At 68.6% G+C, this 25,482-nt stretch carries 22 protein-coding genes; 16 read left to right on the top strand and 6 right to left on the bottom strand.

All coding sequences use genetic code 11. The features are described from left to right. From acnA to FKV25_RS10030, 5 genes are all read left to right on the top strand, one after another. A partial coding sequence (gene acnA, locus FKV25_RS10050; RefSeq protein ID WP_141518669.1) for an aconitate hydratase AcnA occupies positions 1-1,440 on the top strand: 1,440 nt, incomplete at its 5' end. Between the two features lie 47 nt (positions 1,441-1,487). Beyond that, entirely contained in the window at positions 1,488-1,952 is a 465-nt protein-coding gene (locus FKV25_RS10045; protein ID WP_141518668.1) for an SRPBCC family protein, read from the top strand. Positions 1,953-2,007: 55 nt separating this feature from the next. Further along, the gene (prpF, locus tag FKV25_RS10040) at positions 2,008-3,204 is read left to right on the top strand and encodes a 2-methylaconitate cis-trans isomerase PrpF (RefSeq protein ID WP_141518667.1); all 1,197 of its coding nucleotides are present in this window, start codon (positions 2,008-2,010) and stop codon (positions 3,202-3,204) included. A gap of 83 nt (positions 3,205-3,287) precedes the next feature. Continuing rightward, on the top strand, positions 3,288-3,641 hold the full coding sequence (gene queD, locus FKV25_RS10035; RefSeq protein WP_141518666.1) for a 6-carboxytetrahydropterin synthase QueD: 354 nt from the start codon (positions 3,288-3,290) through the stop codon (positions 3,639-3,641). Positions 3,642-3,774: 133 nt separating this feature from the next. After that, positions 3,775-4,173: a phasin family protein gene (locus FKV25_RS10030; protein WP_141518665.1), complete on the top strand. Its 399-nt coding sequence runs from the start codon at positions 3,775-3,777 to the stop codon at positions 4,171-4,173. A gap of 505 nt (positions 4,174-4,678) precedes the next feature. Here the strand turns inward: FKV25_RS10030 and FKV25_RS10025 are convergent. The 3 genes from FKV25_RS10025 to bioD form a co-directional block, all read right to left on the bottom strand. Further along, positions 4,679-7,831, bottom strand: a complete 3,153-nt coding sequence (locus FKV25_RS10025) for a multidrug efflux RND transporter permease subunit (RefSeq protein ID WP_141518664.1) — start codon at positions 7,829-7,831, stop codon at positions 4,679-4,681. Positions 7,832-7,839: 8 nt separating this feature from the next. Next, the gene (locus FKV25_RS10020; protein WP_141518663.1) at positions 7,840-9,072 is read right to left on the bottom strand and encodes an efflux RND transporter periplasmic adaptor subunit; all 1,233 of its coding nucleotides are present in this window, start codon (positions 9,070-9,072) and stop codon (positions 7,840-7,842) included. Between the two features lie 245 nt (positions 9,073-9,317). Next, entirely contained in the window at positions 9,318-9,995 is a 678-nt protein-coding gene (gene bioD, locus FKV25_RS10015; RefSeq protein WP_141518662.1) for a dethiobiotin synthase, read from the bottom strand. A 39-nt stretch (positions 9,996-10,034) separates the two neighbouring features. Between bioD and FKV25_RS10010 the strand changes: the two genes are divergently transcribed. The 6 genes from FKV25_RS10010 to FKV25_RS09985 all read left to right on the top strand — a co-directional run bounded on the left by FKV25_RS10010 (position 10,035) and on the right by FKV25_RS09985 (position 15,230). Continuing rightward, on the top strand, positions 10,035-10,520 hold the full coding sequence (locus FKV25_RS10010) for a GAF domain-containing protein (RefSeq protein WP_141518661.1): 486 nt from the start codon (positions 10,035-10,037) through the stop codon (positions 10,518-10,520). Next, positions 10,517-10,879: a TfoX/Sxy family protein gene (locus FKV25_RS10005; RefSeq protein WP_141518660.1), complete on the top strand. Its 363-nt coding sequence runs from the start codon at positions 10,517-10,519 to the stop codon at positions 10,877-10,879. Before FKV25_RS10010 ends, FKV25_RS10005 begins: the two co-directional genes overlap by 4 nt. Positions 10,880-11,144: 265 nt before the next feature. Next, positions 11,145-13,022, top strand: coding sequence for a TonB-dependent vitamin B12 receptor (gene btuB, locus FKV25_RS10000; RefSeq protein WP_141518659.1), 1,878 nt, complete (start codon positions 11,145-11,147; stop codon positions 13,020-13,022). Between the two features lie 50 nt (positions 13,023-13,072). Then, positions 13,073-13,486: a DUF1622 domain-containing protein gene (locus FKV25_RS09995; RefSeq protein WP_141518658.1), complete on the top strand. Its 414-nt coding sequence runs from the start codon at positions 13,073-13,075 to the stop codon at positions 13,484-13,486. Positions 13,487-13,496: 10 nt separating this feature from the next. Beyond that, positions 13,497-14,198, top strand: a complete 702-nt coding sequence (locus FKV25_RS09990; RefSeq protein ID WP_141518657.1) for a MarC family protein — start codon at positions 13,497-13,499, stop codon at positions 14,196-14,198. Between the two features lie 84 nt (positions 14,199-14,282). Next, positions 14,283-15,230 carry a formylglycine-generating enzyme family protein gene (locus FKV25_RS09985; protein WP_246072044.1) on the top strand — a complete coding sequence of 316 codons (948 nt, stop codon included), beginning with the start codon at positions 14,283-14,285 and terminating at the stop codon, positions 15,228-15,230. 930 nt (positions 15,231-16,160) lie between these two features. Here the strand turns inward: FKV25_RS09985 and FKV25_RS09980 are convergent. The 3 genes from FKV25_RS09980 to glmS form a co-directional block, all read right to left on the bottom strand. Continuing rightward, a complete protein-coding gene (locus FKV25_RS09980) occupies positions 16,161-16,586 on the bottom strand; it encodes a YidH family protein (protein WP_170218607.1) in 426 nt (141 codons plus the stop codon). Positions 16,587-16,673: 87 nt separating this feature from the next. Then, the gene (locus tag FKV25_RS09975) at positions 16,674-18,224 is read right to left on the bottom strand and encodes an arylsulfatase (protein ID WP_141518655.1); all 1,551 of its coding nucleotides are present in this window, start codon (positions 18,222-18,224) and stop codon (positions 16,674-16,676) included. Positions 18,225-18,530: 306 nt separating this feature from the next. After that, complete coding sequence (gene glmS / locus FKV25_RS09970) at positions 18,531-20,363, bottom strand: glutamine--fructose-6-phosphate transaminase (isomerizing) (RefSeq protein ID WP_141518654.1); 1,833 nt, start codon at positions 20,361-20,363, stop codon at positions 18,531-18,533. Between the two features lie 195 nt (positions 20,364-20,558). Between glmS and FKV25_RS09965 the strand changes: the two genes are divergently transcribed. From FKV25_RS09965 to FKV25_RS09945, 5 genes are all read left to right on the top strand, one after another. After that, positions 20,559-21,836, top strand: coding sequence for an efflux RND transporter periplasmic adaptor subunit (locus FKV25_RS09965; protein ID WP_141518653.1), 1,278 nt, complete (start codon positions 20,559-20,561; stop codon positions 21,834-21,836). 4 nt (positions 21,837-21,840) lie between these two features. After that, positions 21,841-22,089, top strand: coding sequence for a hypothetical protein (locus tag FKV25_RS09960; protein WP_141518652.1), 249 nt, complete (start codon positions 21,841-21,843; stop codon positions 22,087-22,089). Between the two features lie 92 nt (positions 22,090-22,181). After that, positions 22,182-22,913: an ABC transporter ATP-binding protein gene (locus FKV25_RS09955; RefSeq protein WP_141518651.1), complete on the top strand. Its 732-nt coding sequence runs from the start codon at positions 22,182-22,184 to the stop codon at positions 22,911-22,913. Positions 22,914-22,923: 10 nt separating this feature from the next. Continuing rightward, complete coding sequence (locus FKV25_RS09950) at positions 22,924-24,249, top strand: ABC transporter permease (RefSeq protein WP_141518650.1); 1,326 nt, start codon at positions 22,924-22,926, stop codon at positions 24,247-24,249. 8 nt (positions 24,250-24,257) lie between these two features. Next, positions 24,258-25,475, top strand: coding sequence for an ABC transporter permease (locus tag FKV25_RS09945; protein WP_141518649.1), 1,218 nt, complete (start codon positions 24,258-24,260; stop codon positions 25,473-25,475). Positions 25,476-25,482: the final 7 nt, after the last annotated feature.

Genomic DNA, 25,482 nt, shown 5'->3' with positions numbered 1-25,482 from the left:
GACGAAGCCGCGGGCCGCATGCCCGACGGCGCGGTGATCATCGCCGCGATCACCAGTTGCACCAATACCTCCAACCCCCGCAACGTGATCGCCGCCGGCCTGCTGGCGCGCAATGCCAACGCGCGCGGCCTGGTCCGCAAGCCCTGGGTGAAGACCTCGCTCGCGCCGGGCTCCAAGGCCGTGCAGCTGTACCTGGAGGAAGCCGGCCTGCTGCCGGAGCTGGAGGCGCTGGGCTTCGGCATCGTCGGCTTCGCCTGCACCACCTGCAACGGCATGAGCGGTGCGCTCGACCCGGCGATCCAGCAGGAGGTGATCGAGCGCGACCTCTACGCCACCGCGGTGCTGTCGGGCAACCGCAACTTCGACGGCCGCATCCACCCCTACGCCAAGCAGGCCTTCCTCGCCTCGCCGCCGCTGGTGGTGGCCTACGCGATCGCCGGCACGGTGCGCTTCGACATCGAGAAGGACGTCCTCGGCCACGACGCCGACGGCACGCCGGTCACGCTCAAGGACCTCTGGCCGAGCGACGAGGAGATCGACGCCATCGTCCGCGACAGCGTCCGCCCCGAGCACTTCCGCCAGGTCTACGACCCGATGTTCGCGGCCCGGCTGCAGCGCATCGGCGACATCAGCCCGCTCTACGACTGGCGCGAGAAGAGCACCTACATCCGCCGTCCGCCGTACTGGGAGGGCGCGCTCGCCGGCGAGCGCTCGCTGCGCGGGATGCGGCCGCTGGCGGTGCTGGGCGACAACATCACCACCGACCACCTGTCGCCATCCAACGCCATCCTCGCCAGCAGCGCGGCCGGCGAATACCTGGCGAAGATGGGCCTGCCGGAGGAGGACTTCAATTCCTACGCGACCCACCGCGGCGACCACCTCACCGCGCAACGCGCAACCTTCGCCAACCCGAAGCTGCTCAACGAGATGGTCCGAGATGCCGACGGCAACGTGCGCCAAGGCTCGTTGGCGCGCATCGAGCCCGAGGGCGAGGTGACCCGCATGTGGGAGGCGATCGAGACCTACATGGCGCGGCGGCAGCCCCTGATCATCATCGCCGGCGCCGACTACGGACAGGGCTCCTCGCGCGACTGGGCCGCCAAGGGCGTGCGCCTGGCCGGGGTGGAGGCGATCGCGGCGGAAGGCTTCGAGCGCATCCACCGCACCAACCTCATCGGCATGGGCGTGTTGCCGCTGGAATTCCAGCCCGGCACCACCCGCGAGACGCTGGGCATCGACGGCAGCGAGACCTACGACGTGGTCGGCGAGCGCACCCCGCGCGCGACCCTGACCCTGGTCATCCGCCGCCGCGACGGCGAGACCGTCGAGGTCCCGGTGACCTGCCGCCTGGACACCGCCGAGGAAGTGTCGATCTACGAGGCCGGCGGCGTCCTGCAACGATTCGCGCAGGATTTCCTGGACGCGTCGAAAGCGGCCTGACCCGTTCGTCGGAGATTGGAACCCCAACGAAACGGAAGGAGACGACCATGTCCGACACGCCCCAGCCCGGCACCGTGCGCCTGCACCGCGTCCTGCGCGCCCCGGCCGAACGCGTCTACCGGGCCTTCCTCGACGCCAGCGCCCTGGAACGCTGGCTGCCACCGTTCGGCTTCACCGGCAAGATCCACGAGATCGACCCGAGCGTCGGCGGTGGCTACCGCATGTCGTTCACCAACTTCGGCACCGGCTCGAGCCATTCGTTCACGGTGGTCTATACCGAGCTGGTGCCCGGCGAGCGCATCCGCCACACCGACCGTTTCGACGACCCGGGCCTGCCCGGTGAGATGCAGGTGACCGTCGCGCTCAAGGCCGTGGCCTGCGGCACCGAGCTGGACATCACCCAGGCCGGTATTCCCGCCGCGATCCCGACCGAGTTCTGTTACCTGGGCTGGCAGGAATCGCTCGAACAACTGGCGCGCCTGGTCGAACCCGAGATCCCCGACGACGCCTGACCCTACCCTCGCGTCGCCGCCCGGCCGTGGCGACGCCCCCACAGACGAGACCCGCATGCCGCACCTTCCCCAGCTCCGCATCCCCGCCACCTACATGCGGGGCGGCACGTCCAAGGGCGTGTTCTTCAAGCTCGACGACCTGCCCGCCGCGGCCCGCGGCCCGGGCGCGGCGCGCGATGCGCTGCTGATGCGCGTCATCGGCTCGCCCGACCCCTACGGCAAGCACACCGACGGCATGGGCGGGGCCACCTCAAGCACGAGCAAGTGCGTGATCATCTCCAGGTCGTCCGTGCCGGGCCACGACGTCGACTACCTCTACGGCCAGGTGGCCATCGACAGCGCCTTCGTCGACTGGAGCGGCAACTGCGGCAACCTGTCCTCGGCGGTGGGGCCGTTCGCGATCGCCCAGGGCCTGGTGGACGCGAGCCGCGTCCCCGCCGACGGCACGTGCACGGTGCGGATCTGGCAGGCGAACATCGGCAAGACCATCGTCGCCCACGTACCGATGGCGAATGGCGAAGTGCAGGAAACCGGCGACTTCGAGCTCGACGGCGTGGCCTTCCCGGCCGCCGAGATCCAGCTGGAGTTCCTCGACCCCTCCGACGACGACGCCGGCGACGGCGCCGCGCGCGGCATGTTCCCGACGGGGGCGGTCGTCGACACGCTGGAGGTCCCCGGCGTGGGTCGTTTCGAGGCGACGATGATCAATGCCGGTATCCCGACGATCTTCATCGACGCCGCGGCCCTGGGCTATTCGGGCACCGAGCTGCAGGACGCGATCAACGAGGACAAGGCCGCGCTCGCCCGCTTCGAGGCGATCCGCGCGCATGGCGCGGTGCGGATGGGCCTGATCGACGACATCGCCCAGGCCGCCACCCGCCAGCACACGCCCAAGGTCGCCTTCGTCGCCCCGCCGCGCGAGCACGTCACCTCGAGCGGGAAGACCATCGGCACCGGCGACGTCGACCTGCTGGTGCGCGCCCTGTCGATGGGCAAGCTGCACCACGCGATGATGGGCACCGCGAGCGTGGCGATCGCCACCGCGGCGTCGGTGCCCGGGACCGTGGTCAACCGCGCCGCCGGCGGCGGCGCGCGCAACGCGGTCGTGTTCGGGCATCCCTCGGGCACGCTCCGCGTCGGCGCGGAAGCCGTCGAACGCGACGGCCGCTGGACCGTGACCCGGGCGATCATGAGCCGCAGCGCGCGCGTGCTGATGGACGGCCAGGTCCGCGTGCCCGCCGGCACGGTCTAGCCGCGGCCGCGTCCGCCGTACGGGGCGGCCCCCTGGACGCCCCGGCGCCCGCATCCGCCCGCGTGGCGTGGGACAATGCCGGCATGGACATCTTCAAGGCATTCACCCTCGAGGCCGCGCACCGGCTGCCCCACGTGCCCGAGGGCCACAAGTGCGCCCGCCTGCACGGCCACTCGTTCCGGATCGAGCTGCACGTCTCGGGCGACATCGATCCCCATGCCGGCTGGGTCATGGACTTCGCCGACCTCAAGCAGGCCTTCAAGCCGCTGTACGAGCAGCTCGACCACCACTATCTCAACGACATCGAAGGCTTGGAGAACCCGACCAGCGAGCGCCTGGCGGTATGGATCTGGGAGCGCCTGAAGCCGGCCCTGCCGCTGCTCAGCGAAGTCGTGGTCCACGAGACCTGCACCTCGGGTTGCCGCTACCGGGGCTGAACAGGCAGGCCCGCCGGCCTTTGCTGAACGTCACCGAACGGTCAAGGAATCGATGTTGCATTGCAACATTGGACGCGTTATGCTGCATCGCACAAACCGGCATTCCGCCGGCGAATCGTGCAGGAGAATCGTCATGTACACGCAATTCAACGAGCAATTCGCTGCCGCGACGCGCCAGTTCGCGGACACCGCATCCCAGGCCAGCCGCCTGATGCTGGAGAACACCGAGGCCCTGTTCGGCCTGCAGATGGCCGCCGTGGAAGACCGCGCCAACGCCACCTTCGCTTTCTTCGGCGAAGCCGCCGAGGCCCGCGATTTCGACGCCGCCAAGGCCCTGTGGCCCAAGGGCGTGCAGATCGCCCGCGAGAACGTCGAGCGCGCCGTCACCACCGGCCAGGAGGCCTTTGGCCGCACGCTGAAGACCAACGAGGCGATCGCGGAGCTGGCCAAGGGCCAGTTCGAGTCGGCCGCCAAGAGCGCCCAGGCCAACGTCGAGAAGGCCACCAAGGCCGCCGCCAAGGCTGCCAAGTAAGGCCCTCGCACCAGGCAAGTAGCAGTACCGTCGGGGCCATTTACCCTCCCACTGGTCCCCGCCGATGTCGCCCGACCGCTCCATGCGGTCGGGCTTTTTTATGTCTGGTGGGATTGGTGATGGGTGATGGGTGATTCGTGACGGGGTATCGGGACCCTGGACGTCGCTCACTTCACTCCGCGCCCGAACCCCGGCGAACGCCGGCATGCAGCCCGCGCCTTCGCAGGATGGGTTGCGCGAAGCAGAACCCATCGTGCGTCGTGGCCGGCAGCGGCGCCGGTGGGTATCGCCTTCGGCTCGACCCACCGGCGCCCCCCCAGGCCGTCATCCCAGCGAACGCTGGAATCCAGCCCTTGGCTCTCGCCGTGATTGGGGATGGGTGATTCGTGGCGGGATCATGGGCCGGGCCACGGAGAGTCGCGCGCCGGTCAACAGCGGGAATCGAGCGCACGCAAAAAGCCCGCCTTGCGGCGGGCTTTTGCGGCATCGCCAGTGACGGCAGTCGTCAGGCGTCGCCCCTGGCCTCAAGGACCGGCTTCTCGTCCATCTTGTCGCCGAGCAGGCGACGGACCACGACGTAGAAGATCGGGATGAACAGCACGCCCAGGAAGGTCGCGAAGATCATGCCGCCGATCACGCCGGTGCCGATGGCGTGGCGGGCATTGGCGCCCGCGCCGGAGGAGATCGCCAGCGGCACCACGCCGAGGATGAACGCGAACGAGGTCATCAGGATCGGCCGGAAGCGCAGCTTGCAGGCCTCGATCGTCGCCTGCCGCAGGGTCATGCCGGCCTGGCGCTGTTCGATCGCGAACTCCACGATCAGGATCGCGTTCTTGGCCGCCAGGCCGATCACCGTGATCAGGCCGATCTTGAAGTAGATGTCGTTCGGCAGGCCGCGCAGCATCGTGAAGATCACCGCGCCCAGCACGCCCAGCGGGACCACCAGCAGCACCGCGACCGGCACCGACCAGCTCTCGTAAAGCGCCGCCAGGCACAGGAACACCACCAGGATGGACAGCGCCATCAGCAGCGGTCCCTGGTTGCCGGAGATGATTTCCTGGTAGGACTGGCCGGTCCAGTCGTAGCCGAAGCCTTCGGGCAGTTCGTTCTCGACGATGCCCTCCATGGCGTCCATCGCTTCGCCCGAGCTGTAGCCCGGCGCCTGCGAACCGACGATCTCGACCGCCGCGTAACCGTTGTAGCGGTTGAGCGAAGGCGAGGCCATCTGCCAGCTCGCCTTGACGACGTTCGACAGCGGCACCATCGCGCCGGTGGTCGCGTCGCTGCCCATGGTGGCATCGAAACGCGGGCTCGGCGTGTAGAAGCGCGACAGCGATTCGGGGCCCGTGCGGAACGGGGCATCGGCCTGCATCGTCACCCGCTTGACGCGACCCTGGTCGACGAAGTCGTTCACGTACACCGGCGCCAGCATCAGCTGGATGGCGGTGTAGATGTCGTTCACCGACAGGCCCATGGCCTGCGCCTGTACGCGATCGACGTCGAGCTTGAGCTGCGGCGCCTCCTCCAGGGTATTGGGACGCACCGCGGTGAGTGCGGGGTCCTGCGCAGCCTTGCCCAACAGCATGTTGCGCGCCTGGGTCAGCTCCGCCCGCCCCTTGCCGCCGCGGTCCTGCAGGTACATGTCGAAGCCACCGAAGGCGCCCAGGCCGCTGACCGTCGGCATGTTGATGACGAAGATCTGCGCGTCGCGGATGCCGTAGAGCGCCTGGTTGGCGTTCTGGATGAACTCCATCGCGGTGACGTCGCGCTCGTCCCAGGGCTTGAGCCGGATGAAGGCCAGGCCCACGTTCTCGCCCTGGCCGATGAAGCTGAAGCCGGCGACCTGCATCATGCCCTCGAAGCCGTCCTGCTTCTCCAGCGTCTCGCGGACCTGGGTGAACACCTTGCGGGTACGGTCCACCGTGGCGCCGGACGGCAGCTGGACCAGTGCGATCGCATAGCCCTGGTCCTCTTCGGGCAGGAAGCTGCCCGGCAGGCGGGTGAACAGGAAGCCGCACAGCGCGACCAGCAGCACGAACAGCATCATCCATCGCGGCGCATGCTTGATGGCGCCGGTGATATGGCCGACGTAGGTGCCGCTGACCTTCTCGTAGCCGCGCTCGAACACGCGGAACACCACGTTCTTGTTGTGGTGGTCGGTGGGCTTGATCATGGTCGCGCACAATGCGGGCGTGAAGCCCAGCGCGAGGAACGCGGAGAAACCCATCGCCATGGCGATCGTGAGCGCGAACTGCTTGTAGATCTCACCCGCCGAGCCGCCCTGGAAGGCCGAGGGAATGAACACCGCCGCGAGCACGACGGTGATCGCCACCACCGCGCCGCTGATCTGGCCCATCGCCTTGACCGTCGCGTCCTTCGGCGACAGGCCCTCCTCGCTCATGATGCGTTCGACGTTCTCGATCACCACGATGGCGTCGTCGACCACGATGCCGATCGCCAGCACCATGCCGAACAGGCTCAGCTGGTTGATCGTGAAGCCGATCACGTACATGCCCAGGAAGGTGCCCAGCAGCGCGATCGGGATGACCAGGGTCGGGATCAGGGTCGCGCGGAAGTTCTGCAGGAAGATCAGCATCACCAGGAACACGAGGATGATCGCCTCGACCAGGGTGTGCACGACTTCCTCGATCGAGACCTGCACGAAGGTCGAGCTGTCGTACGGCGAGAACCAGGTCACGCCCGGCGGGAAGGTCGCCTCCAGCTCGTCCATGCGTGCCTTGACCGCCTCGGCGACACCCAGCGCGTTGGCACCCGGCGACAGCTGCACGGCGAAGGCACCCGTCGGGGTGCCGTTCCACTGCGTGTCGAAGCCCCAGGCCTGGGTGCCGAGCTGGACGCGGGCGACGTCGGACAGGCGCACGACGGTGCCGTCCTCGTTGGCGCGCAGGATGATGTTGCCGAACTCCTCGGGCGAGCTGAAGCGGCCCTCGGCCGACACCGTGGCCGTGAAGCCCTGGCCCTCCGGCGCCGGCGCGGCGCCGATCGAGCCGGCCGCGAACTGCACGTTCTGGCCGCGCACCGCCGCCAGCGCCTGGCTGGCGGACATGCCGTAGCCGCGCAGCTTGTCGGCGTCGAGCCAGATGTTCATCGCGTATTCGCTGCCGAACTGCTGGGTCGAACCCACACCCGGCACGCGCGAGATCTGGTCGATCACGCGGGAGCCGATCAGGTCGTTGAGTGCGTTGCGATCGAAGTTCGGGTTGTCCGAGCGCACCGCCACGACCATCAGGAAGCCGGCGTTAGCCTTGGCCACCACCACGCCCTGCTGGACCACTTCGGAAGGCAGGCGTGGCGTGGCCAGCGACACCTTGTTCTGCACCTGCACCTGGGCGATGTCCGGGTCGGTGCCGGGCTTGAAGGTCACGGTGATCGAACTGCCGCCGGACGCGCTGGACGAGGAACTGAAGTAGTCCAGGTTGTCGATGCCGGTGAGCTGCTGCTCGATGATCTGGGTGACCGCGCCCTCGGCCGTTTCCGCGCTCGCGCCCGGATAGCTTGCCGACACGGTGACCTGCGGGGGCGCGATGTCGGGATAGGACTCCACGCCGAGGTTGAGGATCGCCAGGACGCCAGCGAGCGAAATCAGGATCGCGACGACCCACGCGAAGATGGGATGGTTGATGAAGAATCTTGACATGGCGTCGCTCAGCCCTGCTCGGCCGGGTCGGCGGCGTCGGCGTCATCCGCCGGTGCCGCGGGCGCCTCGGCCGGGGACTCGCCCTCGCCCGCCGCCGGTGCCTGGCCTTCGGGGGCGCTGCCCTCGGGCTGCCAGGGCGTGCCCTTGGCCGGCTGGCCCGGCTGTACGCGCTGCAGGCCCGAGACCACCACCTGGTCGCCGGCCTCCAGGCCCGAACCGATCACCCAGTCCGAACCCTGGGTGCGGTTGGCGACGACGTCCTTGCGCACCACGTTGCCGTCGGCGCCGATCACCATCAGGAAGGGGCCGCGGTCGTCGCGCTGGAGTGCGGCCTGCGGCACCAGGAAGGCGCCGGCCTGCTGGCCCAGGACCGCCTTGAGGGTGACGTAGGTGCCCGGCAGCAGGCGACGTTCGGGATTGGGCACGATCGCCCGCAGGGCCACCGCGCCGGTGGCCGGATCGACCACGTTGCCCGAGAAGTCCAGCTTGCCCGGGTGCTCGTACTGGCTGCCGTCGGGCAGCATCACCTGGACATCGGCATCGCCGGTCTCGCGACCGCCCAGTGCGCGCCGCGCCTGGTCCAGGTCGGACACGCTCATGGAGAAATTCACGTACAGCGGGTCGATCTGGTCGACCGTGGTCAACAGCGTCGGCGAGCCCTGCCCCACCAGCGCGCCTTCGGTGACCTGCTGCTGGTTCGCCCGGCCGTCGATCGGCGAGGTCACCGTCGCGTAGCCCAGGCTGATGCGTGCGTTGTCGAGCGCGGCCTCGGCCTGCTGCACCGCGGCGCCGGCACTGCGTTCGGCGGCCAGGGCGTTGTCGAGGTCGGACTGGGAGACGAAGCGCTCCGGCGCCAGGCGCCGCGCGCGGTCGGCGTTGGCCTTGGCGTTGGCGTATTCGGCCTTGGCCGCGGCCAGGCTGGCCTGCGCCTGGCCCAGCGAAGCCTGCAACTGGTCGGGATCGATGCGGAACAGCACCTGCCCGGCCTTCACGTCGCTGCCTTCCTCGTAGACCCGGCGTTGCAGTACGCCCGGCACGCGGGCGCGCACATCGGCACTGCGGTAGGGCGCCAGCCGGCCGACCAGGTCCTTTTCCAGCGGCACGTTACCCGGCTGGACCGTCACCACCCCGACTTCCGGAGGCGGCATCTGCCCCTGGGCCTGCTCCTCTCCACCGCCACAGGCGGACAACACCAGGGCAAGGGCGGCGGCAAGCGCCACGGCGCGGGAATTCTTGACCATGCAGGGGCTCCAGTTCCGTTCGCGGCGAACGGGGATGTGCGGTTGGACGTGGGTACGACGAATCGGGGGAGGGCCGCTCGACGCCGGCGCCAATTCTGTACTGACGAGTATAACATTGGACACCACGCGCCCATCGTCCATTGGTCATGGTCGGCCCGATTACGCAAAGCACGTGGCGCGCACTCTAAAGAGTGCGATGCGGAAGCGCCGTGAACCCGCCGTTCACGCGCTGGAGCAACGGCCCGTCAGTTGCCGCCCGGGCGAAGGCACGACGCCAGCCGCGCCGGCGATGGATCGGCGGCGAAGGGCAGGCGCCCCCAGCAGGGCACCGGCAGCCGCTCGCGCAGCATCGCGACGTTGTCCTCGATCCGAAGCATCGCCGGATCGATCTCGTTGGCGACCCAGCCGACCAGCTCCAGGCCCGCGGCGGCGATGGCTGCGGCAGTGAGACGGGCGTGGTTGATGCAGCCCAGGCGCAGGCCGACGACCATCAGCACCGGCAGGTCCATCGCCCGCGCGAGATCGGCCTGGTCCAGGCGCGCCGACACGGGCGCGGCCCAGCCCCCCACGCCCTCGACCACGACCCGGTCGGCCATGGCGGCCAGGCGCCGGTAGCCCTCGACCAGCACGTCCAGGCGGATGTCGATGCCCGCGTCGCGCGCGGCGAGCTCGGGTGCCAGCGGCTCGGCCAGCGCGTAGGGATTGACTTCGTCGTATGCCGGCACCGGTGCGCTGGCGGCCTGCAGCAGCAGCGCGTCTTCGTTTCGCAGGCCCTCGGGCGTGGCGTCGCAGCCGCTGGCCACCGGCTTCATGCCCACTGCCGAGAAACCCCGGGCGCGCAGGGCGTGCAGCAGGCTGGCGCTGACGAGGGACTTGCCGATACCGGTGTCGGTGCCGGTGACGAAGATGCCGGAAGGGTGCATGGGGCCTGCAGGGGACGTGGACGCTGGTAGACTCGGGACATGTTCGCCGCAACCCCCCTTACCGGCAACAAGCCGGATCAATACGCCCAGTTGGCCGAGCAGGCGCGCGGCCTGCTGCATGGCGAGCGCGACCGCGTCGCCAATGCCGCCAACCTGTCGGCGCTCATCTACCACTCGCTGCCCGACCTCAACTGGGTGGGCTTCTACTTCTACGACGGCATCGAACTGGTGGTCGGTCCCTTCCAGGGGCTTCCCGCCTGCGTGCGCATCCCGCTGGGCAAGGGCGTGTGCGGCGCTGCCGCGGCGACGCGGCTGACCCAGCGCGTCATCGACGTCGATGCCTTCCCCGGCCACATCGCCTGCGACGCGGCCTCCCGCGCCGAGCTGGTGGTGCCGCTGGAGGATGCGCAGGGGCGGCTGGTCGGCGTGCTCGACCTGGACAGCCCCAGCGTCGGCCGCTTCGATGCCGAGGACCAGGCCGGGCTCGAGGATCTGGCCCGGATCTTCCAGGAGTCGCTGGGATGACTCTGCCGAAACTGCGCAACATCGGTCCCAAGAGCGCGGCCTGGCTCAAGCAGGTCGGCCTCCACAGCCTGGAGGACCTGCAGGCGGCGGGGCCGGTGGAGGCCTACATGCGCATCAAGCGCGCGGGCTTCAAGCCGACGATGAACCTGCTCTATGCCATCGAGGGCGCGTTGTGCGACTGCCACTGGCAGGACGTGCCCGATGCGCGGCGCCAGCAGCTCGTCGCCGAGGCGGAAGCCGCGATCGAGCAGCTCCCGCCCCCGCGCTACAAGCCCACGGCCGCGCCGGTACGCACGACGGTGCTGACCGCCGATACCGTCGCACTGCCCCCGGACGCTGGCGACCGCCCGGAAGATTAAGGCGCCGGCCGCCGGCGCGCTGCCCCCTGCCTCCACGCCCGCCCGCGTCCGCGCGGCCTGGCGTACACTGCGCCCGCTTCGAGCGCAGGCCCGCCCTGCGTCTCCGGACGGAGCTTCACCCCGCCCGATTCCCCGCGCGATCGCCCGCCCCGGACGGCCGTCCGGACGCGCGCGCCGCGGTTGGCCGTGCGCAGCCTCCAACACAGCCCACCGACCCCGATCAGACAGGCGTCCCTTGCAGGTCGCCACGATGGAGAAAGACCCGATGTACCAGCGCCCACTCTTCCCGCGCCCCGTGTGCCTCGCCGTGGGCGCCGCCGTCGCGGCCGCCATCGCGTTGCCGGCCGCCGCCCAGGACGCCACCGAACTGGACACGCTGACGGTCACCAGCAATCGCGTCGCGATCAGTGTCGACGAAGCACTGGTGCCGGTGGAGGTGATCGATCGCGCGGCGATCGAGCGCAGCCAGGCGCGCGACCTGCCCGACCTGCTGCGTGGCCGCGCCGGCATCTCCCTGGCCACGCAGGGCGGCACGGGCAAGCTGACGACGCTGTTCCTGCGCGGCAGCGAGTCGGACCACGTGCTGGTCCTCGTGGACGGCATCCGCATCGGCTCCCCGACCTCGGGACTGGTCTCGTTCCAGGACCTCCCCCTGGCGATGATCGACCGGGTGGAGATCGTCCGCGGCCCCCGCTCGAGCCTGTACGGCGCCGACACGATCGGCGGCGTCATCCAGGTCTTCACCCGCCGCGAAACGGCGGGCGTGGCCGCGCGCGCCAGCGCCACCCTTGGCAGCCATGACTTCGCCGAAGGCACCGCCGGCGTCGGCGGGCGTCGCGGCGGCGCGTGGTTCGGCGTGGATACCGCCTACACGACGACCCGCGGCATCGATGCCTGCCGCGGACGCGGACCCGATCCCTCGATCCCCTTCGACTTCGGCGCAGGCTGCTTCACCGACGAGCCCGACACCGACGGCTACCGCAACCGTTCGGCGTCGCTGCGCGGCGGCGTCGACGGCGGCGACGCGTTCTCGTTCAATGCCCAGGCCCTGCGCGCGGAAGGCCGCAATGCCTACGACGGCAGCTTCCAGAACCTGTCCAAGGTGGTCCAGCAGGTGCTGGGCGCCCAGTTGCGCTGGCGCGCCAGCGACACCGCTTCGTTCACGCTGGTGGCCGGCCGTAACACCGACGCCTCCGACAACTTCATCGACGGCGTCGACGCGGGCTATTTCGACACCGACCGTGACAGCGCCACGCTGCAGGGCGATGTCCAGTTGGCCCGCGGCCACCGGCTCACCGCCGGCCTGGACTGGCTGCGCGACCGCGTCGACAGCGACACGTTCTACGAGCGCCGGGAGCGCGACAACCGCGCCGCGTTCGTGCAGTACCAGGGCCAGCTCGGCGCTCAATCCCTCGAGGCCAGCCTGCGTCACGACGACAACGAGCAGTTCGGCGGCCACACCACCGGCGGCATCGCCTGGGGCATCGACGTGGGCGACGCCTGGCGGCTGACGGCTGGCTACGGCAGCGCGTTCAAGGCCCCCACCTTCAACGAGCTCTACTACCCGTTCTTCGGCAATCCGGGGCTGGACCCGGAATCCTCGCGCAGCTGGGAGCTGGGCGTCGCCTATCGTGGCGACGGCTTCAACGCCCGCGTCGATGCGTACCGCACCCGCGTCGACGACCTGATCGCCTACGACGCCGGCCTGTTCCTGCCCAACAACATCGAACGCGCGCGGCTGCAGGGACTGGAACTGGGTATCGATACCCGCGCCTGGGGCTGGACCGTGGATGCGAGCGCGAGCTTCGCCGACACCCGCAACGAGACCGGCGCCAACGCCGGCAACGCACTGCCGCGCCGTGCCGCGCGCAGCGCGCGCATCGACCTCGACCGTGCCTTCGGTGCGTTCCGCCTGGGCCTCACGGGCGTGGCCGAGGGCGCACGCCACGACGATGCCGCCAATCTCACCCGCCTGGGTGGGTATGCCACCTTCGACCTGCGCGGTGAGTACGCGCTGGCGCGCGATTGGAGCCTTCAGGCCCGCGTGGCCAACGTGTTCGACCGCGACTACGAGACGGTCGCGTTCTACAACACGCCGGGCCGCGAGTGGTACCTGACGCTGCGTTACGCGCCGGCGCACTGACCGCCGGTAGCGGCCTTCACGCGCGCTTTGCATAGCCGTCCGCAGACTGAATGCTCCGCGCGCATGGGCGCGCAACATTCGCCGAGGCCGCCGTGGAAGAGCTGTTCCTCGAAGTCAGCGAGTACATCGCACTGGGGCTCGAAGCCCTGTCGGTCCTTACCATCCTGATCGGCGCCATCGACGCGCTGATCCGCATGGGCCCCGCGCTCCGGGTGCGGCGCGGCAGCCACGGCGCGCGGCGCGCGGCCTGGCTGAGCCTCGCCCGCTGGCTGCTGCTCGGACTGGAATTCATGCTCGCCGCCGACATCGTGCGTACCGCGATCTCGCCGGACTGGAACGACATCGGGCAGCTGGCGGCCATCGCCGTCATCCGCACCTTCCTGAACTTCTTCCTCGAGCGCGACCTGGACGCGGCCGAGAAGATGAGCAGCGAAGCCGAGATGCCCGAACGTGACCTGACATGAGGACGCGCGGATGAGCCCTATGCTTTTCCTCGACGCCGTGTCCTCCATCGCCGCGGTCGTGCCGGCACTGCCGACGGCGCCGTCAGCCGCAGGGGGGTATGAGCTCGGCTACGACAATATCTTCCTGGTGTTGTTCATCATGCTCGGGCCGATCAAGGCGATGGGCGACTATTTCCTTGCCACCCGCGAACTGCCAGGGCCGCAAGTCAGGACGCTGGCGCTGAAGGTATTCGCGCTGAGCACGCTGACCATCCTGCTCGCCGGCGTGGTCGGCAGCGCGCTGTTGCAGAAGTGGCAGATCACCGCGCCCGTCATGCAACTGGTGGCGGGCATCGTTTTCTTCATGGTCGCGATCCGCATGGTGCTCGCACAGTACGGCACCGCCGCGCCCCCGCCACCGGCCGCGGATGCGCCGCCGGGAGCGGCGACGATGCACCTGGTGTTCCCGGTGACGATCACGCCCTACGGCATTGCCGCCGTCATCACCCTCATGGCGCTGAGCCACGGAGCGGACCGCTCGCTGCGCATCCTCGGCCTCACCGTGCTCGTGATGGTGCTCAACCTGCTCGCGCTGTTGACGATGCGCTTCATCATGAAGTGGATCGGCATGATACCGCTGAAGATACTCAGCGCGGTGCTGGGGATCCTGCAGGTCGCGTTGGCGGCGCAGGTCATCGTCGGGGCACTGTGGAAGATCCTCGCCGCGACCTGAGGCCCGGCCGTGTCGAATTGAACTGGTGGCGGCCCACGCCGTCACGCTTTACCGTGTAGGGGACACCACAGGGACGCATTGCGAATGGGACTGGATTCGAACGCTGGCGACGATCTCCGCGAAGGCATGGCCCGGATCGAGGGGGGCAGCTTCCTGATGGGCTCGGACCATCACTATCCCGAAGAGGCACCGGCCCACAAGGTCGCCGTCGACGGCTTCTGGATCGACCGCCATTGCGTGACCAACGACGAATTCGCCCGGTTCGTCGAGGCCACCGGCCACGTGACCCAGGCCGAGAAGCCGGCCGACCCCGCCGACTACCCGGGCGCCGACCCGGCGATGCTCGCGCCCGCATCGGTGGTGTTCGTGCCCACGACCGGCCCGGTCGACCTGCGCAACCATTTCAACTGGTGGCACTACATCGCCGGCGCGGACTGGCGCCATCCGCGCGGACCCGACAGCTCGATCGAGGGCATGGGCGACCATCCGGTGGTGCACGTCGCCTACGAGGACGCCCTGGCCTACGCCACGTGGCGCGGCAAGCGACTGCCGACCGAGGCGGAGTGGGAGTTCGCCGCACGCGGCGGCCGCGACGGCGCGGAGTACTGCTGGGACGGCGACCTGGTGCCCGACGGAAAGCACATGGCCAACACCTGGCAGGGCGAGTTCCCGTGGCAGAACCTGGAGGAAGACGGCCACCTGTGGACCGCGCCGGTGGGCTCCTACCCGGCCAACGGCCACGGCCTGTTCGACATGGCCGGCAACGTCTGGGAATGGACCAGCGACTGGTACCAGGAGCATGGCGCGATCCCTCAGCACGCGTGCTGCACCCTGAGCAACCCGCGTGGCGGCACCGCCGAGGCCAGCGCCGACCCGCGCAACCCCGCGATCAGGATCCCGCGCCGGGTCATGAAGGGCGGCTCGCACCTGTGCGCGCCGAACTACTGCCGCCGCTACCGGCCGGCCGCGCGCATGGCCCAGCCGGTCGACACCTCGACTTGTCACCTGGGGTTCCGCTGCGTCGCGGACTGAAGAGCCGGTGACCTCTTCGCGGTCGTGTCGGGCGTGATTCGTGATTCGTGATTCGTGACAGGGGATTCGTGAGAGGTGAATGGTGGGAGGGCACGCCCCCGGGACGTGCTCATTTCGCTCGCGCGACACGGACGCCCGCGAGAGTCGCCATGCATCTCGTAGGATGGGTAGCGCGAAGCAAAACCCATCGCGCGGCGTTCGTGCCGCTTCGCGACGGTGGGTTTCGCCTTCGGCTCTACCCACCCTACGAGGACTGAAGCGCGTGGACGCCTTCGCTGTCGTGGCGGGCGTGATTCGTGATTCGTGATAGGGGATTCGTGAGGGGTGAATGGTGGGAAGGCACGCCCCCGGGACGTGCTCACCTCGCTCGTGCGACACGGACGCCCGCGAGAGTCGCCATGCATCTCGTAGGATGGGTAGCGCGAAGGAAGACCCATCGCGCGGCGTGCGTGCAGCTTCGCGACGGTGGGTTTCGCCTTCGGCTCTACCCACCGTACGAGGCCTGGCAGGGTCTGCGGGCCCGCGGAAAGCCGGCCAAAGCCGCTATCGTGGCCGTCATGTAAGAACTGCTGGCCATCCTCAATGCCCGCCTGCGCGATGCCTTCAAAGACACCACAATCGCCATCTGACGAACACAGTTGCCACGGAGACACCGCAGCCCCCCGGCGGGCAGCCCCCATGAGCCGTCATCCCAGCGAACGCTGGGGTCCAGCCTTTGGCAAGGCTCGGCAGTTCTCCCCCGGCCCAGCGCAGCGCGCTGGGATGACGAAGGGTGGTGGCGCAGCACCGTAGAATCGGTTGCGCGAAGCAGAACCCATTGCAGGAAAGTCGTGTTGGATCGCAGTCATGGCGAGCGCCCGCTTCGCTCCCGGCGTCTTTCGGTGCGATGCGCTTTGCTTGTTGCACCCTGCGAAGGCAGGCGCGCGCCGGCTAGCTCAATATCAAGCTGACGAACGCGAACACGCCCAGGATAGCGACCATGCCGCACACCCAGAACGCCAGGTTCCACTGCGCGACCAGGCCCATTTCGCGAAGCACATTCACCCGGCGCCAGTGCTGGAAAACCGCCATGGTCAGCGCGACCGTGCCGATGGTGATCATGACCAGCCCCACCGTGTCGGAGGCCCAGGTCTGGTGGAATGCCCCCGTGACCGGCTCGCCCCTATGCTCGGCCAGGTACTGGAAGAACTTGGCGAGGGTGAAGCCGAAACTGATCAGGGACAAGGATGTCCGCAGCCACGACATCAGCGTGCGTTCGAACGACAGGAAGCTGCGCTCGAGCGATAGCGTCGTGCGCTTCTCCGACAGTTGCGTGCTGCGGTCCTCAACTTCCGGGGTATCGAGGTCGGCGTTCAAGGCATCCCCTCTCGTTGGCATATCATCGGGAAACTCCAGCATCGCGGTCGCACCGCGATGCTGGAAATCGTTCGCGAACAGAGGGGGTCAACCTCCGCTCGAGGCTTCCTCCATCTTCGCCATGACCTGGTCAAGGCTGAAGCTGGCCGCCTTCTGCCGCGGCGGGAACTCCTTGAAAGTCTCGAGGAACTCCGCGACCGCAGCCTGGGCCGGCACGAGCAGGAAGATGCGCCGGAACATCCAGTCGTAATAAGTGTTGGATGTCTGCTGGCCGCGCTCGTAGGGATCCATCCGCAGGTTGAAGATGTAGGGCGTGCGCAGGACCACGAACGGTTCCTGCCAGATCTTCAGCGTGGTTTCCTGGCGCTGCTCCATGAACAGCATCTTCCAGTTGTCGTAGCGCAGCGCGGCGACGTCGCCGTCGTCGGTGAAATAGAGGAACGCCTTGCGCGGGCTCTCGTCCACTTCACCGGACAGATAGGGCAACAGGTTGTGGCCGTCCAGGTGCACCTTGAACGTCTTCTTGCCGATCTTGAGGCCCTTCTTCAACTTGGACTTGATGTCAGGCTCGCCAGCCAGGGCGAGGATGGTGGGGAACCAGTCCTGGTGGCTGATGATGCCATTGGACTCCGACCCCGCCTCGATCACCCCCGGGTAGCGCACCATGCAGGGCACGCGATACGCGCCTTCCCAGCTGGTGTTCTTCTCGGAGCGGAAGGGCGTCATGCCGGCGTCCGGCCAGGTGTTCATGTGCGGGCCGTTGTCGGTGCTGTACTGGACGAAGGTGTCGTCGGTGATGCCCAGCTCGTCAAGGTAGTCGAGCAGCTGCCCGATGCACCAGTCGTGGTACATCATCGTGTCGTGGTATTCGGACTGCCAGCGGCCGGACTTGCCTTTCCAGTCGGGGTGCACGTGGGTCCAGGCGTGCATGTGCGTGGTGTTGAACCACACGAAGAACGGCTCGCCGGCGTCGTGCGCGGCCTTGATGAATTTCTTGGCGGCCGCGAGGAACTCTTCGTCGCAGGACTGCATCCGCTCCTTGGTCAACGGGCCGGTATTCTCGATCTTCTGTCCGCCCTTGCCGTCCGCCCAGCAGTGCAGTACGCCACGGGGCCCATACTTCTTCTTGAAGTCGGGGAAGTCCTTGGCGTTCGGATAGTCCTCTTCCTCCGGCTCTTCCTCCGCGTTGAGGTGGTAGAGGTTGCCGAAGAACTCGTCGAACCCATGCATGGTCGGCAGGTGTTCGTCGCGGTCGCCGAGGTGGTTCTTGCCGAACTGGCCGGTGCGATAACCCAGGGGCTTGAGTGCCTCGGCAATGGTGATGTCCTCGGCCTTCAGACCGAGATCGGCGCCCGGCAGGCCCACCTTGGTCAGTCCGGTGCGCAAGCCGCACTGCCCGGTGATGAAGGACGCGCGCCCTGCCGTGCAGCTCTGCTCGGCATAGGCGTCCGTGAAGATCATCCCTTCCTTCGCCACGCGATCGATGTTGGGCGTCCTGTAGCCCATCAGGCCCTTCGTGTAACAACTCAGGTTCGCCTGGCCGATGTCGTCGCCCCACATGACGAGTACGTTCGGCTTCTTCTTGCCGCTCTTGCTGCCCTTCTCGGTCTTGCCCTTGGTGTCTTTCGTCTTGGCCATGGTCCACTCCACTCCAAATACATCGGTCGGTAACGGTATGCCTGAAGACAACCCAGCCATCGAGTACGACTCGCCCCCCTGTGACAGGCCGGTGTCAGATTGCAGGAAAAGAGAAGGCGCAGCTGCCGCCCTCTCAGGAACCGTAGCGCTCCGATTGTTAAGGGTTCGTGCAGGAATCAAGACAGCCTTACGACACCTCTCCCGGCTGCGCGACAGACCTGTCAGGGGCATCGGCCAGGAAAGCGAAAGCCCGGCGCGGGGCCGGGCTTCCTGGGCGGTGCATCGATAGCGCTCGCGTGCGGCCGACTATTCCACCGTCACCGACTTGGCGAGGTTACGCGGCTTGTCGACGTCGGTGCCGCGCGCGAGCGCCGCATGGTAGGCCAGCAACTGCACCGGGATCGCGTGGACGATGGGCGACAGCACGCCGACGTGCCGCGGGGTGCGTATGACATGCACCTGCTCGGATTCGCCGAACTGGCTGTCGAGGTCGGCGAAGACGAACATTTCGCCGCCACGCGCGCGCACCTCCTGGATATTGGATTTCACCTTCTCCAGCAGGCTGTCCTTCGGCGCGATGACGACCACCGGCATCTCGGCGTCGACCAGGGCCAGCGGGCCGTGCTTGAGTTCGCCGGCCGGGTACGCCTCGGCATGGATGTAGGAGATCTCCTTGAGCTTGAGCGCCCCCTCCATCGCGATCGGGTAATGCACGCCCCGGCCGAGGAAGAGCGCATGCTGCTTGGGCGCGAAGCGTTCCGACCAGCCCACGATCTGCGGCTCCAGGTTGAGTGCGTGCTGGACGCTGCCCGGCAACTGGCGCAGGGCATCGAGGTAGTCGCCCTCGGCCTCGGCGGACAGGCGTCCGCGCAGCCTGGCGAGGGTCGCGGTCAGGGTGAACAAGGCCACCAGCTGGGTGGTGAAGGCCTTCGTCGAGGCCACGCCGATCTCGGCGCCGGCACGTGTGTAATAGACCAGCCGGCTTGCGCGCGGGATCGCGCTTTCGGGCACGTTGCAGATCGAGAGCGTCTTGTCGTGGCCCAGTGACTTCGCGTACTTGAGCGCCTCCATCGTGTCGAGGGTTTCGCCCGACTGCGAGATGGTCACGACGAGGTGCTTCGGGTTCGCCACCGCAGCGCGGTACCGGTACTCGCTGGCGATCTCCACCGAGCACGGCAGGCCGGCGATCGCCTCGATCCAGTAACGCGCGGTCAGGCCCGCGTAGTAGCTGGTCCCGCAAGCCAGGATCTGCACGCCTTCGACATCGGCCAGCACGTCCTGCGCGTCCGGTCCGAACAGCGCCGGGGTGAAGCCGCCCTCGTCGATCACCGCTTCGATGGTGTCGGCGATCGCGCGCGGCTGCTCGTGGATCTCCTTCTGCATGAAATGGCGGTAGGGACCCAGCTCCAGCGAGGCCAGCGACACGTCCGAGACATGGACCTCGCGCTGCACCTCGTGGCCTTCGCCGTCGAACACGCGCACGGCTTCACGGGTGACCTCGGCGGTGTCGCCTTCCTCCAGGAAGATCACCTCGCGCGTCGCCTGGATGATCGCCGAAACGTCGCTGGCGACGAAGTTCTCGCCCTGGCCGAGCCCGACCAGCAGCGGGCATCCCATGCGCGCGGCGATCAGGCGCTCGGGTTCGTGCTTGCTGACCACGGCGATGGCGTAGGCGCCCTCGAGTTCGCTGGCCGCCCGCTGCACGGCCTGCAGGAGGCTCGCGCCCTTCTTCTGGTGGAAGTGGACGAGGTGGGCGATGACCTCCGTGTCGGTCTGCGACTCGAAGGTGTAGCCCGCCGCCACCAGGCGCTCGCGCTGCGCATCGTGGTTCTCGATGATGCCGTTGTGGACCACCGCCAGCTCGTTGAAGCTGACATGCGGGTGCGCGTTGGCCTCGGTCACGCCGCCATGCGTCGCCCAGCGGGTATGGCCGATGCCCAGGCCCGCGCTCAGGCCCTCGCTCGCGGCGGCGGCCTCCATCTCGGAGACGCGCCCGGTCCTGCGGACGCGGCGGACGTCCTTGCCATCGAAGACCGCGATACCCGCCGAGTCGTAACCGCGGTATTCAAGGCGCTTGAGTCCTTCGACAAGGACGGGGACGACATCGCGATCGGCGATCGCACCAACGATTCCACACATTCAGATTCACTCCATCGGCGAGGGGCAAGTCTAGCGCGCCGGACACGGGCATGTACCGTCCGGCGGACACCCGGGACAGTGACCGGACACATTTCCTGTACGCGAAAAGGCGGGAAAATCAGCCACTTATTGTTGGCACGGTTCATGCGTGGCAAGGGGTAACGCGCAACAGGCGCCCCAATGGACCGCAACCGCATGAGCATCCGCGACACCTCCGGCCAGGACCGCCAGGTCTCTTCCTCCCCGGCCCGGCAACGCCGCCCCCGGCTGATCGCCATCGGCGTCGGCGCGGCGCTGGTGCTGCTGGCCGGGTGGCTGGTGGCGGGCTGGGTCGGCGGCGGCCGCTCGGTGGATGCTTCGCGGTTGCGGATCGCCGAGGTCACCCGTGGCGACCTGGTCCGCGACATCCGTGCCGATGGTCGCGTGATCGCCGCCAACAGCCCGACCCTGTACGCCGTCGCCGCGGGCACGGTGTCCCTCAAGGTGGTTGCCGGCGACGTGGTCAAGCAGGGACAGCCGCTGGCCGAGATCGACAGCCCGGAGCTGCGCAGCCTGCTGGCGCAGGAGCAGGCCTCGCTGGCCAGCTTCGAAGCCGAGGCGAGTCGCGCGGGCCTGGATGCGCAGATCTCGCGGTCGCAGGCGCGCAAGGCGCTCGAGCAGGCCGAGATCGACCAGACGGCCGCCCGGCGCGACCTGGAACGCAACGAGCGCGCCTTCGCCGGTGGGGCGGTGGCGCAGGTCGACGTGGCCCGCGCCCAGGACCAGCTGAAGAAGGCCGAACTGGGGCTGGCCCAGGCCCGGCGCGAGTACGCCCTGCAGGGCCAGGGCGCCGGCCTGGACACGCGCAACAAGCGCCTGCTGGCCGACCGCCAGCGCGCGGTGGTCACCGAAGTGCAGCGCCAGGTGGACGCACTCACCCTGCGCGCGCCCTTCGATGGCCAGGTCGGCCAGGTCCAGGTTGCCCAGCGCTCGAACGTCGCCGATGACGCGCCGATCCTGACCGTGGTCGACCTGACCCGCTTCGAGGTCGAGATCCGCGTGCCGGAGAGCTTCGCCCGCGACCTCGCCATCGGCATGCCCGCGCAACTGGCCAGCGGCAGCGGCCAGCCCTTCCCCGGCGAGGTGTCGGCGGTGTCGCCGGAAGTCGTCAACGGCGAGGTCACCGCCCGCCTGCGCTTCAGCGACAAGCAGCCGCCCGGCCTGCGCCAGAACCAGCGCCTGACCGCCCGCATCACCCTGGACACGCGCCAGGACGTGCTGCAGGTCGCGCGCGGCCCCTTCGTCGACCAGGGCGGTGGCCATACCGCCTATGTCATGGAGGGCAGCACCGCCGTCCGCCGCCCGGTCCGCACGGGCGTGAGCAGCCTCAACGCCGTCGAGATCCTCGAGGGCCTTCAACCCGGCGACCGCGTCGTGGTCTCCGGCGCCGACCAGTTCGGCGATGCCGAACGCATCCGCATCTCAGGAGAGTAACGCCATGAACACCCGACCCGACCCCCGCCGCGATGGGCCGTTCGACGCGAACCCGGCCTTCCCCTTCCACCTGCACTGGGACGCCGACCAGCTGGCGGCCGCGGTGCCGGCCCGCCTGCAGGCTTTCGCCGGCATCGAGCACCTGCACGAGCTGATGCGCGCCCCCGCCAACAGCGCGGCACCCCGTCGCCGCAGGCATGCGACGAGCTACCTGCCACCGGAGCCGGCAGCACCGTTGTTCCGGGTCCGCTGAGCCGCCCGTCCGGCGGCGACGTTTCCGTCGCCGCGGACATCCCTTCCCCGAGCCATTCCCGTCCCGCCACGCCCAACGCACTGGAGCCCGCCATGTTGCACATGCAAGCCGTCACCAAGGTCTATCGCACCGAGCTCGTCGAAACCCACGCCCTGCGTTCGCTCGACCTGCATGTGCGGGAAGGCGAGTTCGTCGCGGTGACCGGCCCCTCAGGCTCGGGCAAGACGACCTTCCTCAACATCGCCGGCCTGCTGGAAACGTATACCGACGGCGTCTACCGGCTCGACGGCGAGGACGTCAGCGGGATGTCCGACGATGCCCGCAGCCGCCTGCGCAACCGCAAGATCGGCTTCATCTTCCAGAGCTTCAACCTGATCCCCGACCTGAACCTGTTCGACAACGCCGACGTGCCGCTGCGCTATCGCGGCATGCCCGCCTCCGAGCGCCGGGAGCGCATCGAGAAGGCCCTGGGCCAGGTGGGCCTGGGCTCGCGCATGAAGCACTACCCGGCCGAGCTGTCGGGCGGCCAGCAGCAGCGCGCCGCGATCGCGCGCGCCCTGGCCGGCTCCCCGCGCCTGCTGCTCGCCGACGAGCCGACCGGCAACCTGGACTCGCAGATGGCACGCGGCGTTATGGAACTGCTGGAGGAGATCAACGCCGCCGGCACCACCATCGTGATGGTGACCCACGACCCTGAGCTGGCCGCGCGCGCGCAGCGCAACGTGCACATCGTAGACGGCATGGCGACCGACGTCTCGGTCGAACCCAGCCTGGCCCGGGTCGCCCGCAGCAGCCGCGACGAAGCCACCTCGCCCAACGCCTGAGGGGACGACCATGTTCGCCTACTACCTCGACCTCGCATTGCGCAGCTTCCGGCGCAATTCCGTGCTGACCGCCCTGATGGTGGTCGCCATCGCGCTGGGCATCGGCGCGAGCATGACCACGCTGACGGTGTTCCACGTGCTGTCGGGCGACCCCATCCCGCAGAAGAGCGACCACCTGTTCTACGTGCAGATGGCCTCCGAGTCGATCTCAGGCTACCAGCCCGGCGAGGAGCCACAGGACCAGATGACGCGCTTCGACGCCGAGCACCTGCTGCGAGACGCGCGTGGCGAACGCCAGGCGATGATGAGTGGCATGAACGCGGTGGTCGAGCCCGCCGATCCCAACCTCGGGCCCATGCAGCAGAGCGGGCGCATGACCACCGCCGATTTCTTCGCCATGTTCGATGCGCCGTTCAAGTACGGCAACGGTTGGACGCGCACCGAGGACGAGGGCCGCGCGCGGGTCATCGTGCTCACCGACGAGCTCAACGAGAAGCTCTTCGGTGGCGCCGACAGCGTGGGGCGCACCGTGCGGCTCGACCAGCATGAGTTCACCGTCACCGGCGTGCTCGAGCCGTGGTCGGTACAGCCGATGTTCTACGACATCACCCAGGGGCGTTTCGCCGACCAGGAGGAGCTCTACGTTCCGTTCTGGACGGCGATGGACCTGAAGCTTGAGTCGAGCGGCAACATGAACTGCTGGGCGCCGCCGGCCGCCCTCGAGGACGGCGAGCCCGATCCGGAAGGCAATCGTGGCGTCAACGCGTCCTGCGCATGGCTGCAGTACTGGGTGGAGATGGACCCCTCCAAGGCCGACGACTACCTCCAGTACCTGTCGAACTACTCGGACCAGCAGCGCGAGGCGGGACGCTTCGAGCGCCCGACCAACGTACGCCTGCGCAACGTGATGGAGTGGCTGGAGTACAACCAGGTGGTGCCTGGCGACGTGCGGCTGCAGGTGTGGCTGGCCTTTGGCTTCCTGATGGTCTGCCTGCTCAACACGGTCGGCCTGCTGCTGGCCAAGTTCCTGCGCCGCTCCAGTGAGATCGGTGTGCGCCGTGCGCTGGGGGCCTCGCGCGGGGCGATCTTCGCCCAGTGTCTGGTCGAGGCGGGCATGGTTGGCCTGGCCGGCGGCGTGCTCGGTCTGGGCCTGGCGCTGCTGGGCCTGTGGGCCGTCCGCCAACAGCCGGTCGACTATGCGCCGCTGGCCCAGCTCGACCTGTCGATGCTGCTGGTCACCTTCGTGCTTGCCGTCGCGTCCAGCGTGGTCGCCGGCCTGCTTCCCGCCTGGCGCGCCTGCCAGGTCGCACCCGCCATCCAGCTCAAGAGCCAGTGAGGCCTGCCATGGACATCATGCCGATCCTATCCACCCTGCGACGCCACAAGACGGCGGCCGCGCTGATCGTGCTCGAGATCGCCCTGTCGTGCGCGATCATCTGCAACGCGGTGTTCCTGATCACCCAGCGCGTCGAGCGCATGGACCGGCCAAGCGGCCTGGCCGAGGACGAGCTGGTGGTCCTGCGTTACGCCGGCATTGGCAAGGACGACAACGCCCAGGCCCAGGCCCGCGAGGACCTGGCCGCGCTGCGGCAGTTGCCCGGCGTCAAGGCCGCCACGCGCGTCAACCAGGTGCCCTTCGGCAACGGCTCGTGGAACAGCAGCATCAACCTGACCCAGGACCAGCGCGACCCGACCGCGGAAGCCACGGTCTACCTGGCCGAAGAGGGCTTCCTCGACACCATGGGCGTCAAGCTGGTGGAAGGTCGATACTTCAACGCCGACGAGTACGTCGACTTCCTCGAGCTTCAGGAGCCCGGTTCGGAGGTCGAGATCCCCGCCGTGGTGATCAGCAAGGACCTGGCCGGCAAGCTGTTCCCGGGCCAGGACGCGGTCGGCAAGTCCTTCTATTCCTGGGGCGACTCGCCGATGCGGGTGGTCGGCGTGGTGGACACGCTGATCCGGCCCAACGACGAGGGCGGCGCCGCGGCGGCCTACCGGTCGATGATCTTCCCGGTGCGCTTTCCCTTCGCGCAGACGGTGATCCGCACCTCGCCCGGGCAACGCGACGAGGTCATGAAAGCGGCGATCGCGGAGATGGAGCGCGTCAATCCGCGCCGGGTGCTGACCTTCAACAAGACGTTCGAGGAAATGGTCGCCGACCACTACCAGGCCGATCGCTCGATGGTCTGGCTGCTGGTGTCGGTCTGCATCGCGCTGCTGGTGGTGACGGCACTGGGCATCGTCGGCCTGGCCAGTTTCTGGGTACAGCAACGCACCAAGCAGATCGGCGTGCGCCGCGCGCTGGGCGCGACGCGTGGCCAGGTGCTGCGCTACTTCCAGACCGAGAACCTGCTGCTGGCCACGCTCGGCATCGTGATCGGGATGATCGGCGCCTACGGGATCAACCAGTGGCTGATGAGCCATTACGAGATGGCGCGCCTGCCGGCGCTGTACCTCCCGGTCGGCGCGGTCGCCCTGTGGCTGCTGGGCCAGGTGGCGGTGTTCGGCCCGGCCCGGCGCGCGGCGGCGGTGCCTCCGGCGGTCGCCACCCGCAGCGTATAGCCGGCCC

The sequence above is a fragment of the Marilutibacter aestuarii genome, from assembly GCF_006546775.1.
GTDB classification, from domain to species: Bacteria; Pseudomonadota; Gammaproteobacteria; order Xanthomonadales; family Xanthomonadaceae; genus Marilutibacter; species Marilutibacter aestuarii.
This window is presented reverse-complemented; position numbering and strand designations above follow the sequence as displayed.

Bases quoted from the DNA above. Each gene is read 5' to 3' on its own strand.
- FKV25_RS10045 (WP_141518668.1), top strand. From the start codon at position 1,488: ATGTCCGACACGCCCCAGCCCGGCACCGTGCGCCTGCACCGCGTCCTG.
- prpF (WP_141518667.1), top strand. From the start codon at position 2,008: ATGCCGCACCTTCCCCAGCTCCGCATCCCCGCCACCTACATGCGGGGC.
- queD (WP_141518666.1), top strand. From the start codon at position 3,288: ATGGACATCTTCAAGGCATTCACCCTCGAGGCCGCGCACCGGCTGCCC.
- FKV25_RS10030 (WP_141518665.1), top strand. From the start codon at position 3,775: ATGTACACGCAATTCAACGAGCAATTCGCTGCCGCGACGCGCCAGTTC.
- FKV25_RS10025 (WP_141518664.1), bottom strand. From the start codon at position 7,831: ATGTCAAGATTCTTCATCAACCATCCCATCTTCGCGTGGGTCGTCGCG.
- FKV25_RS10020 (WP_141518663.1), bottom strand. From the start codon at position 9,072: ATGGTCAAGAATTCCCGCGCCGTGGCGCTTGCCGCCGCCCTTGCCCTG.
- bioD (WP_141518662.1), bottom strand. From the start codon at position 9,995: ATGCACCCTTCCGGCATCTTCGTCACCGGCACCGACACCGGTATCGGC.
- FKV25_RS10010 (WP_141518661.1), top strand. From the start codon at position 10,035: ATGTTCGCCGCAACCCCCCTTACCGGCAACAAGCCGGATCAATACGCC.
- FKV25_RS10005 (WP_141518660.1), top strand. From the start codon at position 10,517: ATGACTCTGCCGAAACTGCGCAACATCGGTCCCAAGAGCGCGGCCTGG.
- btuB (WP_141518659.1), top strand. From the start codon at position 11,145: ATGTACCAGCGCCCACTCTTCCCGCGCCCCGTGTGCCTCGCCGTGGGC.
- FKV25_RS09995 (WP_141518658.1), top strand. From the start codon at position 13,073: ATGCTCCGCGCGCATGGGCGCGCAACATTCGCCGAGGCCGCCGTGGAA.
- FKV25_RS09990 (WP_141518657.1), top strand. From the start codon at position 13,497: ATGAGCCCTATGCTTTTCCTCGACGCCGTGTCCTCCATCGCCGCGGTC.
- FKV25_RS09985 (WP_246072044.1), top strand. From the start codon at position 14,283: ATGGGACTGGATTCGAACGCTGGCGACGATCTCCGCGAAGGCATGGCC.
- FKV25_RS09975 (WP_141518655.1), bottom strand. From the start codon at position 18,224: ATGGCCAAGACGAAAGACACCAAGGGCAAGACCGAGAAGGGCAGCAAG.
- glmS (WP_141518654.1), bottom strand. From the start codon at position 20,363: ATGTGTGGAATCGTTGGTGCGATCGCCGATCGCGATGTCGTCCCCGTC.
- FKV25_RS09965 (WP_141518653.1), top strand. From the start codon at position 20,559: ATGAGCATCCGCGACACCTCCGGCCAGGACCGCCAGGTCTCTTCCTCC.
- FKV25_RS09960 (WP_141518652.1), top strand. From the start codon at position 21,841: ATGAACACCCGACCCGACCCCCGCCGCGATGGGCCGTTCGACGCGAAC.
- FKV25_RS09955 (WP_141518651.1), top strand. From the start codon at position 22,182: ATGTTGCACATGCAAGCCGTCACCAAGGTCTATCGCACCGAGCTCGTC.
- FKV25_RS09950 (WP_141518650.1), top strand. From the start codon at position 22,924: ATGTTCGCCTACTACCTCGACCTCGCATTGCGCAGCTTCCGGCGCAAT.
- FKV25_RS09945 (WP_141518649.1), top strand. From the start codon at position 24,258: ATGGACATCATGCCGATCCTATCCACCCTGCGACGCCACAAGACGGCG.